The following is a 13,465-nucleotide window of genomic DNA, read 5'->3' as shown; positions in this document are numbered from 1 at the left end:
TCCCTCCGATTTTTAACGCCGCGTTAAGTAGTGAGCGACGCCTCCACTGAACCTAAACCATTGTGCCGTAAACACAAAACTCAATATGAACTGAGAATGCCATGCGTTGCGAATCTGTCTTAAACGCTTTGTTATGCGCGTGGCTAAGACATACCTACGTAGCCGTCCAACTTGCGAACCTCCTCAATCCAACGCTCGATATTTGGGTAAGACTCTAAGTTAAAACCGCCCTCATCTGCGACATGGGTATAAGCATACAGTGCGATATCAGCGATAGAAATATTATCACCAACCAAGAACTTGGTTTTTGATAGTTGTAATTCCATGATTTGTAATGCTTTATGACCACCTGATTGTAGCGATTTATATTCTTCTAGACGGTGCTCTGGCATACCTTGATACTTCTGAATAAAACGCGCTACGGCAATATAGGGCTCATGTGAATATTGCTCAAAGAAAAGCCACTCGTACACTTTTGCTTTTTGATAACTGTCCTTTGGTAGATAAGGCGTATTTTCGGCAAAGTACCCTAATATCGCATTAGACTCACAGAGTGCTCGACCGTCATCAAAAACGACTGTCGGGATTTTACCATTTGGATTGAGGGCTAAAAATTCTGTTGTTTTAGTCTCGTTATTCAAGATATTAACGTGTTTCCATTGGTGTTCAATGTCAAGGAATGACAACAGTAATTTTACTTTTAAGCAGTTACCTGACTGCAAATCTCCATATACAATCATTACACTCACCATGTTTTATTTTGTAAAAGCGCATAACAGCAACTAGACCGCGTTCCGCGATATTGCAAAAAAGTGCGTTCTCGATAATGCCACTTTTTCATATCCACGCCACGCCTCTAGTCTCAATTTTAACAACAGGTTAGCCCAGTTTCGGCTGTCCCACCACGTAATCGCTTGACTTCTCGTTTTTGTGAAACCAATAATACTGTACAAATAAACAGTATTTAAGAACACTAACAAAGGTTCGCCAACATGGACGGCATACAACCTCAACCGCGCCTTCGGGATCAGGTTCGCGCAGTCATTCGGGTTAATCGCTACAGCATTCGTACGGAAAAATCCTATTGGTACTGGATCCGTTTTTATATCCGCTTTCATCAGATGAAGCATCCCAAGGATATGGGACCAAAGGAAGTAAATGAGTTCCTCACTTGGCTAGCCGTTAACCGCAACGTTGCTGCAGCAACTCAGGCCCAGGCTTTAAACGCTCTGGTGTTTCTATACTCCAAGGTTCTCAACATTCTCCTCGGGGAAATCGGTTCCGTTATCCGCTCTAAAAAACCAAAGCGTTTACCCGTGGTGCTCACCCACGATGAAGCCATGGCAATTATCGAACATCTCAAAGAACCCTATCGCCTTTTAGCCTCGCTCATGTACGGTTCTGGCCTGCGGGTAACAGAAGCTTGCCGTTTAAGAGTGAAGGATGTCGATTTCAGTAACCAGGTCATCATTGTTCGGGACGGCAAAGGCGCAAAAGATCGAACAACGCTCATGCCAGGCACGCTGATTTCAGAATTAGAAAGGCAGATTGCTTCTATTCGAAAGGCCTGGAAAGAAAAAGATCTCTCCCTGCAAACACCGGTCAGCCTGCCATTTGCGCTTACCCGCAAGTATCCCCAAGCGGACATGTCCCTGGACTGGCAATGGTTGTTTACCTCAAACACTCTGAGCAAAAACGACTTCGGCAACGTGGTGCGCCACCACGTCCACACCAGTTCGGTGCAGAAAGCAGTGAAGGTAGCTGTTGCTGCAGCCAACATCGGCAAACCCGCAGGTTGCCACACATTCCGCCACACATTCGCCACCGAACTACTCAAACGCGGCAACGATATCCGCACAGTACAGGACCTGCTCGGCCACGCAGATCTGCGCACCACTCAGATCTATACCCACGTGCTGGGCCAGGGCTTTGCGGGAGTGCGCAGCCCTCTGGGATAATGGTTTCAAACTTCACTGCATCCAGAACTTAAGTACTGATACCCGAGTCGCAGGCAATTCACCCCTTGTGTCGATTCGTTTGCCACCAACGGCTCGGTAACGTACATGTATCCAGGCCTCTTTGGCTGGGCTCCTGGAGTCCGTTATTCATAGCAACCCCACTACCCTGAGGGTTTGGTTGGTTGCCAACTGTGAAGGATACATCATGAGTGATCTGACAACTCTGCGGGACATCGTAGGCCTGGGCAATGCCGCCAGCCCGATCAGCGATTCTGCTCTGGTCATTATCGATGCCCAGAATACCTATCGTGAAGGCGTGATGAAGCTTGATGGCGTGGAGCCTGCGCTGGAGGAATGCAAAGCGTTGCTGGAGCGCTTTCGCGCCTCCGGGCGTCCGGTTTTTCACATTCAACATGATGCGGGCACGGGGTCACCCTATGATCTGAATGCCCCTGTCGGCCAGATTGCCGATGTGGTAGCCCCGGAGGCAGGCGAGCCGGTTATCACCAAGAACTACCCCAATTCCTTTGCCCAGACGGATCTGGATGCACAGCTGAAGCTAGCCGGTATCAAAAACCTCATTCTGGTCGGATTCATGTCTCACATGTGCGTGAACTCCACCGCCCGGGCAGCGTTTACTCTGGGGTATAACCCGACGGTGGTGGCCTCTGCCACAGCAACCCGTGCCCTGCCCTCGAAGGTCTCCGGTAAGGTTGTACCCTCAGAGCAGGTACAGGAAGCCGCCCTGGCAGCTCTGTCGGACTTGCCATCTGCCGTGGTCCCTTCCTCGGCAGATGTTCCGGGCTGAGCAGTTTAACCTTTCTTCTTTCCAGGCCGGGTGTGCAGCATTACCACTCCAGCTGCGCCCCGGTCTGGTACTCAATCACTCGCGTTTCGAAGAAGTTCTTCTCCTTCCGCATGGTGGCTTGTTCGTCCAGCCATGGTGATACGTTTTTCGCACCGGGGAACGGCTCTTCCAGACCTACAGTACGGGCACGCCGGTTGGCTACGAAGCGGAACTGTTCTATGTGATATTCCGCCGAGTAGCCCAGGATGGGGTCGCGCAGAATGTAGTTGGCGTAGTCGCTTTCAGCGGCTTCGGATTCGTCCCACATGTCGCGCACGGCTTTGGGGTCGAAGCTGATGTTTTCTTCTTCCAGTATCTGGTTGACCACTTTCAGGCCAAAGGAGAAGTGCATGGCTTCATCACGCAGGATGTACTGGAACTGCTCTCCGGTGCCTCGCATCAGGCCTCGGCGTTGCAGGGCGAAGATGGGGCTGAAGCCATTGTAGAACCAGCACCCCTCAAACACACCGGCAAAGAACAAGTACGACATGATGAACTCTTGCAGGTCGTCTTTGTTGCGCAGGTTGATGTCGGGGCGCATGGCGGCGTCCAGCCGGCGGTTGGCCATCTGGATTTTGCCGTTAATCTGCGGCACCACGCGATAGCGGTTGTAGATTTCACTCTGGTCCAGGTTGAGGGTTTCAATGCAGTGCTGGTAGGTCCAGGTGTGCAAGGCTTCCTCGTATACCTGGCGCGCCTGGTAAATCTGTAATTCTGGCGCCGTCATTTTCTCCATTACCGCCAGGCCGATGTTGCGCATGGCCAGTATGTCGGAGGTGGTCAGGTAGGCCAGCACGTTTTCAAACACGTGCTTTTCCGCCGGGCTCAGGCGGTGGTGGTAGTCGTGAACGTCCTGCGCCATGTTCACGTCCAGCGGCGTCCAGTGGTTTTTGTTGGCGTTCATGAAGAACTCCCAGGCCCAGGGGTACTTGAAGGGGGCCAGCTGGTTTACGTCGGTTTCGCCGTTGATTACACGCTTGTCGTCTACGTTTACCGGCGCCACGCTGCTGTGTGCAGCGGGCTGGCTTTGTGGTTTGGTTTCGTCGTCCCAATTCAGCATGATTGTGCCTCCCATGATGAGTAAGTGGTTACTGACATGCTTCGCAGTCGGGTTCATCAATGCTGCATACCTGGGGTTGCGGGGCGGCAACAGGAGCAGATTGTTCGTTCACTCCGGTGGCGCCCAGCGAGCGCAGGTAGTAGGTGGTTTTCAGGCCACGCTCCCACGCCAGCTGGTAGAGCTCATCCAGCTTTTTACCGCTGGGCTCGGCCATATAGAGGTTCAGGCTCTGGGCCTGATCCAGCCATTTCTGGCGGCGGGAGGCGGCCTCAACCAACCAGCGTGCGTCAATTTCGAATGCTGTGGCGTATCGCGCTTTCAGTTCGGTGGGAATACGCTCGATTTGCTGCACGCTGCCGTCGAAGTATTTCAGGTCGTTTACCATCACGTTGTCCCACAGGCCTTCGGCCTTGAGATCGCGCACCAGTGAAGGGTTCACCACGGTGAATTCGCCGGAGAGGTTCGATTTCACAAACAGGTTCTGGTAGGCCGGCTCGATGGATTGGGACACACCCACGATGTTGGAGATGGTGGCGGTGGGTGCTATGGCCATCACGTTGCTGTTACGCATACCGTGCTTGGCGATGAGCTCGCGCACCGGCGCCCAGTCCAGGCGGCTTTCGGTGTTTACGCTGATATCGCCTTCCCGGCGGGCATTTTTCAACAGTTCAATGGAATCGATGGGCAGCACGCCCTGGCTCCATAGCGAACCTTCGTAGCTTTCATAGGCGCCGCGCTCGGCCGCCAGCCGGGCGGAGGCTCGGATGGCGAAATAGCTCAGCTGTTCCATGGCCTCATCGGCAAACTCTACCGCCTGCGGGCTGGTGTATGGCAGGCGCAGCTCATAAAGCGCATCCTGGAAGCCCATCAGGCCCAGACCTACCGGGCGGTGTTTGAGGTTGGAGTTGCGCGCCTGGGGTACAGCGTAGAAGTTGATGTCGATAACGTTATCCAGCATGCGCACGGCGGTGTTTACGGTGCGCTCCAGGCGCTGCACATCCAGTTCACCGTTGGTGATGTGAGCCGCCAGGTTTACAGAACCCAGATTGCACACGGCAATTTCTTCCGCGCTGGTGTTCAGGGTGATCTCGGTACACAGGTTGGAGCTGTGCACTACGCCCTTGTGCTGCTGCGGCGAGCGCAGGTTGCAGGGGTCTTTGAAGGTGATCCAGGGGTGGCCGGTTTCAAACAGAACGGTCAGCATTTTGCGCCATAGCTGTTTGGCCGGAAGTGTTTTGAACAACTCGATCTTGCCTTCAGCAGCCAGTGCTTCGTAGTGTTCGTAGCGCTCGCGGAATGCGTTGCCGTAGAGATCATGCAGATCCGGCACGTCGCTGGGGCTGAACAGGGTCCAGTCCCGATCCTGGCGCATGCGTTCAACCAGCAAGTCCGGTACCCAGTTGGCGGTGTTCATGTCGTGGGTTCGGCGGCGTTCATCACCGGTGTTCTTGCGCAGTTCCAGGAATTCTTCGATATCCAGGTGCCAGCTCTCCAGGTAGGCACACACTGCGCCCTTGCGCTTGCCACCCTGGTTTACGGCGACGGCGGTGTCGTTCACAACTTTCAAAAATGGCACTACGCCCTGGCTCTGGCCGTTGGTGCCTTTAATGCGGGAGCCCAGCGCACGCACGGGCGTCCAGTCGTTGCCCAGGCCGCCAGCCCATTTGGAAAGCATGGCGTTGTCACGGATAGAACCGTAGATGCTTTCCAGATCGTCACTCACCGTCGTCAGGTAGCAGGACGACAGCTGGGAATGGCGGGTACCACTGTTGAACAGCGTGGGCGTGGACGCCATGTAGTCAAAGGACGACAAAAGGTTATAGAACTCAATAGCCCGGCTGTCGGGGTCATCTTCACGCAGTGCCAGGCCCATGGCGACGCGCATGAAGAACACCTGTGGCAATTCCAGGCGGTCGCCTTGCCAGTGCAGGAAGTAACGGTCGTACAGGGTTTGCAGGCCGAGGAAGCCAAACTGCAGATCGCGCTCGGGTTTCAGGGCAGCACCCAGGCGCTCCATGTCATATGCCGCCATGGCCTCATCAAGCAATTCATAGCGAATGCCAGCATTGATGAAGGTATTCAGGGCCTGTGGATACACTTCAGCCAGAGTCAAACGGGTATCGAGCTTAAGCGCGATAACGCTCTCAAGGCGCAGTTGTTCAAGCAACAGGCGGGCAGTGACGGCGCTGTAGTCCGGTTCGCGCTCGATGCGGCCCCGGGCAGTCATGATCAGTGCACTCAGCACCTCGGCTTCGTCGATGCCGTTATAAAGATTGCGAATGGCTTCTTCCACCAGAGATTCACAGTCAATACCCTCAAGCCCTAACGCGGCGTTATCCACCTGTTGCTTCATCAGGCCAAGGTCGAGAGCTACGGTGCGGCCATCCGCCTGTTTTACGGTAAGCGTGGGGTGCGGCTCTACGGGTTCATGCAGGGCGCGCTCGCGGGCGTGCTCTTCCCGGTAGAGAACATAGGCCCGCGCTACTTTCTGCTCTTCAGCACGCATCAGGGCCAGTTCTACCTGGTCCTGTATGTCTTCAATATGCACTCTGCCACCAGCTTTCAGGCGACGGCTGATCGCCTGCACAACCTGCTCGGTTACCCGGTGAACGGCATCATTAATACGGGCAGAACCGGCAGCCTGGTCACCTTCAACAGCCAGAAAAGCTTTGGTTACGGCTACACTGATTTTGGATGGGGTAAAACTGACCAGATTGCCGTTGCGTTTGATAACCTGAAGGGTTTCTGTGTCGGATGGCGACGAGGGTCGGGCTTCGGCCGAAGCAGTAGCGGGCATACCGTTTTCTCCTGAATACGCGTGGGTTCCATAACCTTCGCGTACACAGGACAAACTCAGGCATCAGCCACCAATAATGGCTGAATAACGCTGTGTTCGTTGCTGCTCACCTTGTAGGGCCAGATGCAGGCGCCTGAGTCGCGAAGGTGCAGTTATATATCCCTGGCAGTGTCTTCGGACTCAGGGGCATGAGCCTCATGGCTCTGCCTTGCGTGGCGACTTCCCGGCTTGCGCCAGTGTCTTTATGCCACGCTCGTTCCCCAATACCGCTGCGCGTCAGTTCCGGATTCTCACCGGATTCCCGAATACCATATTTGGTATTCAACCAAGGATGCAGGCACTATATACGGTAAATTTTTCAGTGACAAGGCACCTTTTCCCGACCCGGCGGTCTATTACAAACACCCTTCAAAGTGGGACAGTTTCATGCAAATCAACACTCGACTTGTTATCTGGCTGCTTCTCACACTTGGCGGCCTGGTATCTCCACACCTTATGGCACAGGAAACGTTACTCCCTGCGTTCTCGAAAATGACGTCGCTGACGGATGGCTGGGAACCACTTGAGTTTCCCAAGATAGATCAGCACTCAGACTATGAACTGGCTCAGGATGACGGAGTTCAGGTGGTGAAAGCACAAACTTCTGGCGGAGCATCTGGCCTGATAGCCCGGCTGAACGTTAACCCGGAGGGCTCACTGATGCTGAGCTGGCGCTGGAAAGTATCCAATGTGTTTGAAAAGGGCGATGCCCGGAAAAAATCCGGCGATGACTACCCTGCCCGGATTTATGTCGCCTTCGAGTTTCAGCCGGATAAAGCGGGTTTTTTTGAACGGGCAAAGCGCAAAACAGTGGCACTGTTGGTTGGAGAGGAGCTGCCGGGCAATGCCCTGAACTACATCTGGGCTAACACCCTGCCTGAGGGCGAATTTGTTCCCAATCCCTATACTGATAAGACGGTGATGGTTGCCGTCAGTTCTGGCAGCGAAAAGGCCGGGGAATGGGTCAGCGTTGAGCGGGATATTATTGCAGACTACCGTGAAGCCTTCGGGGAAAACCCTCCGCCAGTCCGCGGCATCGCCATTATGTCGGATTCAGACAATACAGGTGAACAAGCAACGGCCTGGTACGGTGATATAAGCCTGCGGCCTCCCAGCCCGGACTGAAAATGTTCCTATCTGGGGCCGTCAGGGAAGCCGGGAATAATATAGTCGGAACCGGGTTCCCGCACCGGTGGCAGCTCTCCACGTGCGACAAGGCGTAAATAGGCATCATCCAGTTCGTCGCGAAGCGATGCGGCTCTGGGAATTGCCAGAGAATATAGCCAGGCCGCATAACGTGACCGCAATTCCGAGCTCCTAATCCTGCTGTCTGTTGGATGGGTCAGTATTTCCTCAAGTGGCTGGACGTAATCCAGTGCGTAATCCCCACGTTTCAACTTGAGCATTTCGAGCGCTGCCCGACTGTCAGGGGCCTTGGTAAGCGTTACGTATTCTTTGCTTTCAAGCCAGGAAATCAGGCCGCCATAGGTGTAGCCAGAAATCACAATAACGGTTTTGCCTTTAAGCTGCCTGAAATGCGTGAGTGCATCTGAACCCTCAAGATACCAGGCGTTCAGCTGCACCGGAAAAGCATTGATCCAACTCTCAAGAGCCTCCCCCTGAAGGCCGGGAATTCCTGCCAGACCCGGCCAAAGGTCTATCGTTCCGTTTTTCAGGTAAAGATAAATACGACTCACTGGCAGAAAAATAAATTCTGCCTCATAACCGGCCTCCTCCACGACTTTCCTTGTGAGTTCGATAAAGGGGCCAGCCGGCTCGCCGCGTTCGCTTTGATACTCAATAGGCGGGAATTGAGTATAAGCAATACGCAACTTATCGGGACCAGCGCCGGCCCAGGCGGGGCTGGCCAGCACGGAGACGGCTATAATCCAGGCCGGAGCCAGACGTAAAAACAGGTTCAAAAATCTGCGCATATCACCAACGTATGAAATACACGGTTTGCTGGACTTGTTATGCAGAGCCTTGGCAAGCCACTCTGAAAAGGGCACTGATTTGTCACCTCAAAACCGCTAAAACCATCAGATATGAAAACTGACCATATACAGGCCAACCCCACCCATTACCAGGGTATACGGGAACGCCATAACGACCATCCGCCCATAGGACAGCCGCACCAGCGGCGCAATCGCGGAAGTCAGCAAAAACAGGAAAGCGGCCTGACCATTCGGAGTAGCTACGCTGGGCAGATTGGTTCCGGTATTGATGGCAACCGCCAGCTCCTGAAAATGATCATAACTGATGCTTCCCGCATCCAGGGCCTGTTTAACCTCACTGATATAAACTGTCGCAACGAATACATTGTCGCTGATCATTGAGAGCAGGCCGTTGGCGAGAAAGAACATGCCTGGCTGCTGGCTTTCCGGAAGGGCCAGCACGTAGTCAATAATCGGCTTGAACAGGTGCTGTTCATGAATCACGGCCACTACCGCAAAAAAGACCACAAGCAGAGAGGTAAACGGCAGTGATTCCTGAAACGCTTTGCCTATCTGGTGCTCGCTGGTCACGCCGGTAAAAGACGTTATCAGAATAATAACCAGCAGGCCTATCAGGCCCACTTCCGCCAGGTGAAGGGCCAGGCCGGTTACTAATATGACGGCAGCAAAAGCCTGCACCCAAAGCGCCGCCTGATCCGCCTTGGTGCGCTTTGCCCGTTCATTATCAGCAAACTCCTCCAGAACCCGCCGGACAGATTTTGGCAGCCGCCCGCCATAACCAAACCAGTGCATCTTCTCAAGCACCCAGCAGGTTATCAGCCCCGCAACCAGCACCGGCATGCTCACTGGCGCCATATGCACGAAAAACCCGATAAAGTCCCAGCCGACAACTTTGGCAATCAACAGGTTCTGAGGCTCACCAACCATGGTCGCCACGCCGCCGAGGGCAGTGCCAATGGCTCCGTGCATCAACAGGCTGCGCAGAAATGCCCGGAAATTTTCCAGATCCTCCCGGTGTAACTCGACAACCTCGTCATCGCTGCCGGCATTGTGATCACTGCTCTGGAACATCTTTCCAGATGCAACCTTATGATAAACTGAGAAAAAACCAACGGCGACACTGATAATAACTGCGGTCACTGTCAGGGCATCCAGAAATGCGGAAAGAAGCGCCGCAGCACTGCAGAAAAGGAGCGAGAGGGCTGATTTAGAGCGCACGCCCACCAGGATCTGGGTGAAAGTAACCAGCAACAATTCCTGCATGAAATAGATGCCCGCCACCATGAACATCAGCAGCAGAATAACCGGGAAATTGGTCAGCACTTCCAGATAGACAGCATCCGTTGTGGTCAGGCCGATCAGCAGCGCCTCTACCGCCAGCAATCCTCCAGGCAGGAGTGGGTAACACTTCAGCGCCATGGCCAGAGTAAAGATGAATTCGGCGATCAAAAGCCAGCCCGCGGTAACCGGCCCGAGCAGATACATCACAATCGGGTTGGCAATCAGAAACAGTACAATAATCTGTTTGTACCAGGCGGGGGCCTTGCCAAGAAAATTACTGGTGAAGGCAGACAACATGGTCGTGGGCATTGCGAGGTTCTTCTGAGTTAGCGGGCGAAAAGAGTGTAGGCTGACAGTCTCTTATCTTCCTTGATATTTCTGCGCTGGTTAATTCGACAAAGATACAGGATAACCCACTTCTTTAGTACTGCGAGACTGGCAGCTTTGTTCGTACGCTAGCCCGAAGCCGTGTTAAAAAAAGCCCTGAACGACCGGTACTCTGCAAGCGCAGCCTCACTTCCTTTGGCCACCAGCCTGATTTTTTCTTTCGGTAAACACTGAGCCAGCCGGGCGGAAGACAATGGCGAAAGAGCGCCCAACCGGGGATAGCCGCCAATGGTCTGACGGTCATTCAGCAGGATGATCGGCTGTCCGTCCGGCGGCACCTGTACGCCACCAAGATTAATACCTTCTGAAACAAGGGTGCTGATTTTGCAATTCAGCCTGGGGCCGGTCAGGCGCACGCCCATGCGATCCGCACGATCATCTACCTGCCACCAGCTATTAAACGCATCGAACAGACTGCGGCCGGTAAAATGCGCAACCTGGGCGCCCGGCAGGAGATCCAGAACAGCGGGCTGACCAAAATCCGGTATGGCCTCCCGGGGTGCCTGCTCGGGCCCTTCCCCGCCATGCTGACCATTGTTGTATACATACAACTGGTCGCCTGTTGCCAGTTTGGCGCCCATGCCGCAGAAGCCTCCAAGCTCTTCCCGGGTTACAGCAGCAACACTCCCCAATACCGGCTCTGCTACAAACCCACCGCATACCGCCAGATATGCCCGAAGCCCGCATACCGGGGAAGCAAAAGCCAGGGTCTCGCCTTCTTTCCAGCTTACCCTTTGCCAGAGCGGGACAGGTTTTCGATCTATGGTAGCCCCCAGATCAGCACCGGTAATAGCTATTTGCAGATCTCTTCCGGCAACCAGTTGCAAGCCACCAAAGGTTATCTCCAGGCTGGCTGCACCCCAGGGATTACCTGTCAGGTGGTTTGCCCATGCCCATGAATACAGATCCGCCGGGCCACCCTGAGTAACACCAAGATGACGTACGCCAAATCTTCCGCTGTCCTGCAGCAGAGCAAGAGGGCCCGCACGCAGCACTTCAATGCAGGGTTCAGGGTTGGCCGGATGTCTCATGCCAAGGGCTCCATGGGCCTGGCATCTCCGCCTTCGCGTTCAAATTCTTCACGGCTCACAGGTACAAAACGCACCTGGTCTCCGACACGCAATAGACTGAAGCCCTCGCGGTTACGGTCAAACAGGCTCGCAGTGGTACGCCCTAACAGGTTCCAGCCTCCGGGGGTTGCTGTCGGGTATGCAGCTGTCTGGCGGCCGGCCATGGCCACACTGCCCGGAGGCACCAGCCGGCGGGGTGTATCCAGTCTTGCGCACTCAAGCCGGGGGTCGGTTAATCCCATAAAGGCAAATCCGGGGGCAAACCCCAGAGCAAATACCCGATACACCTGCTGGCTATGAGCCTTGATCACATCACTTACCGACATACCCGCTTGCGCAGCTACTCGTTGCAGTTCAGGCCCTACACTGAGGTCGTACCAGGTTGGAAGTTCGTGTATCTCGCCGGTGTGCGTGCTGTCTTCCGGTTCCAGATCAGCCAGTATCCGGCAAATCATCGCCCGGGCCTGTTGTGGGGACACCTCCAATGGATTGAACACAACCAGAAGTGTCGTATAGGAAGGCACCAGATCGACCAGGGCATCGCCAAACTCCTGTTCGCACCGGTGCGACAGTGCGGATAACCAGGGCAGATTGTGTTCGTCGATAACTTCAAACAGTCTTATGATCCAGCCGTCGAGCCCGGCCGACTCAAGCACCGGCTTCAGGCTCATGGTTTCAGTGCCTTTTCCACCGCCTGTGCAATACCAAGCACATCCTTGTCTGAGCCATTACGGCCAACCAGCATCAGGCCACTGGGCAGATCGCCCTCCCGATGGTTCGGGAGCGTGATCGCACACAGATCAAGCAGGTTCGCCACCGTTGTGTTTCTCAGAACAAGGAGGTTCAGCCGTGCGTAGTCCACGTCCTTCTCTAATTCTGTCAACAGGGGCGGCTCAATGGCTACGGTAGGTGCAAGCAGCCCGTCATAATCGCCAAGCCATTGCTCTGCCTGGGTTTTACGTTCGGCACGGAGGTGTAGTAAATCCAGGTAATCAGCCGCGCTGATGCTGGCGCCCCGCTCCATTCGCTGGCGTATCTGCGGGTCATAATCCTCTCCGTGTTGCTGCAACCAGTGTCGGTGCACGTGATAACCTTCTGCCGCTGTAAGCCCCCCACCCTTCAGGAGCTCAGGCAACGTATCCAGCACTGGCACCTGCGCTTCCACAATCAGGGCACCGCTCTCGCGCAGTTTACGGAGGCTACGGGCGAACGCTTCGGCAATCCCCGGGGACGTTTCATCCAGCATGTAATTGGTCGGGACCACAAAACGGCGACCACGCAGGTCTGCCGGCCTGCGTTTTTGCCAGCGTTCGCCAGCCATAACCGCATCCAGGCGCTCACAGCAATCTACGCTGCGGGCGATAGGTCCTATGGAATCAAGGCTTTGGGATAAACGGAATACACCCTCACGGGGTATGCGTTGCTGGGAGGGCTTGAAGCCAACAAGGCCACAAAATGCAGCCGGAATTCGAACAGAGCCACCCGTATCACTACCAATGGCAGCAACCGCCATGCCCTGGGCTACCGCCGCTGCAGCTCCCGACGAGGAACCGCCGCATATCCGGCCTGGCGCAAGCGGATTTACTGGCGTGCCATAGTGGGGATTAAGCCCGAGTCCGGAGTAAGCAAACTCCGTCATGTTGGTGTGTCCGGTAATAACCGCCCCGGCCTGGCGCAAGCGGGAAACGACCAACGCATCACTCTGCGCCTGCCGAGACCACCATTTCGACCCGGAGTGCGTTACCTCACCGGCAACATCAAACAGAACCTTGAGGGCTATCGGCAGCCCGGCAAGTTCGCCCAGAGGAACCTTGCCTTTCTGGAGTGCGTCTATGGAAGTCGCTTCAGCTTTCGCTGTGCGGTCAAAGCGGGCCGTATAAACCTGACTGGCAGAGTCATCATACTGGTCAATATTGTCCTGACAGGCTTCGAGCAACTGGCTCGCAGTCCACATGTTCTGATGTATTCCATCAAGTAGCGACGATAATGTCGCCCCGGACAGATCCACAGGAGCCAGGCCAGACGTCTGCTTCATTCCACCACCGATAAGGTTGAAATGCGATAAAATACT

Annotated in this window: 11 protein-coding genes and 1 riboswitch; of the genes, 3 read left to right on the top strand and 8 right to left on the bottom strand. The window is 54.7% G+C overall.

Annotated elements, in window-relative coordinates; translation table 11 throughout:
• Positions 1-143: 143 nt before the first annotated feature.
• A complete protein-coding gene (locus DS878_RS02205; RefSeq protein ID WP_113814278.1) occupies positions 144-740 on the bottom strand; it encodes a glutathione S-transferase family protein in 597 nt (198 codons plus the stop codon).
• A 252-nt stretch (positions 741-992) separates the two neighbouring features.
• Between DS878_RS02205 and DS878_RS02200 the strand changes: the two genes are divergently transcribed.
• Both DS878_RS02200 and DS878_RS02195 read left to right on the top strand, forming a co-directional pair.
• Positions 993-1,958: an integron integrase gene (locus DS878_RS02200; RefSeq protein WP_113814277.1), complete on the top strand. Its 966-nt coding sequence runs from the start codon at positions 993-995 to the stop codon at positions 1,956-1,958.
• 205 nt (positions 1,959-2,163) lie between these two features.
• Entirely contained in the window at positions 2,164-2,766 is a 603-nt protein-coding gene (locus DS878_RS02195; protein WP_113814276.1) for a cysteine hydrolase family protein, read from the top strand.
• 40 nt (positions 2,767-2,806) lie between these two features.
• Here DS878_RS02195 and DS878_RS02190 read toward each other — a convergent pair whose 3' ends face one another.
• Together DS878_RS02190 and DS878_RS02185 are read right to left on the bottom strand one after the other, a co-directional pair.
• On the bottom strand, positions 2,807-3,865 hold the full coding sequence (locus tag DS878_RS02190) for a ribonucleotide-diphosphate reductase subunit beta (RefSeq protein WP_113814324.1): 1,059 nt from the start codon (positions 3,863-3,865) through the stop codon (positions 2,807-2,809).
• Positions 3,866-3,893: 28 nt separating this feature from the next.
• Entirely contained in the window at positions 3,894-6,662 is a 2,769-nt protein-coding gene (locus DS878_RS02185; RefSeq protein WP_113814275.1) for a ribonucleoside-diphosphate reductase subunit alpha, read from the bottom strand.
• Between the two features lie 146 nt (positions 6,663-6,808).
• Positions 6,809-7,007: riboswitch (cobalamin riboswitch) on the bottom strand.
• A gap of 81 nt (positions 7,008-7,088) precedes the next feature.
• Between DS878_RS02185 and DS878_RS02180 the strand changes: the two genes are divergently transcribed.
• Positions 7,089-7,826 (top strand): DUF3047 domain-containing protein, encoded by a 738-nt coding sequence (locus DS878_RS02180; protein WP_113814323.1) that lies wholly within the window; start codon positions 7,089-7,091, stop codon positions 7,824-7,826.
• Positions 7,827-7,834: 8 nt separating this feature from the next.
• Here DS878_RS02180 and DS878_RS02175 read toward each other — a convergent pair whose 3' ends face one another.
• The 5 genes from DS878_RS02175 to DS878_RS02155 form a co-directional block, all read right to left on the bottom strand.
• A complete protein-coding gene (locus DS878_RS02175; RefSeq protein ID WP_113814322.1) occupies positions 7,835-8,635 on the bottom strand; it encodes a substrate-binding periplasmic protein in 801 nt (266 codons plus the stop codon).
• Positions 8,636-8,740: 105 nt separating this feature from the next.
• Entirely contained in the window at positions 8,741-10,246 is a 1,506-nt protein-coding gene (gene nhaB / locus DS878_RS02170; RefSeq protein WP_113814274.1) for a sodium/proton antiporter NhaB, read from the bottom strand.
• 146 nt (positions 10,247-10,392) lie between these two features.
• Positions 10,393-11,355, bottom strand: coding sequence for a biotin-dependent carboxyltransferase family protein (locus tag DS878_RS02165; protein ID WP_113814273.1), 963 nt, complete (start codon positions 11,353-11,355; stop codon positions 10,393-10,395).
• Positions 11,352-12,059, bottom strand: a complete 708-nt coding sequence (locus tag DS878_RS02160) for a 5-oxoprolinase subunit B family protein (RefSeq protein WP_113814321.1) — start codon at positions 12,057-12,059, stop codon at positions 11,352-11,354. The genes DS878_RS02165 and DS878_RS02160 overlap by 4 nt, the downstream gene beginning before the upstream one ends.
• Before the next feature lie 2 nt (positions 12,060-12,061).
• Positions 12,062-13,429, bottom strand: coding sequence for an amidase (locus DS878_RS02155; RefSeq protein WP_113814272.1), 1,368 nt, complete (start codon positions 13,427-13,429; stop codon positions 12,062-12,064).
• Between the last annotated feature and the right edge of the window lie 36 nt (positions 13,430-13,465).

This window comes from Marinobacter sp. F3R11 (genome assembly GCF_003318275.1).
Lineage (GTDB): Bacteria > Pseudomonadota > Gammaproteobacteria > Pseudomonadales > Oleiphilaceae > Marinobacter.
The sequence above is the reverse complement of the archived record's forward strand: the minus strand, read 5'-3'. Positions and strand labels throughout refer to the sequence as shown.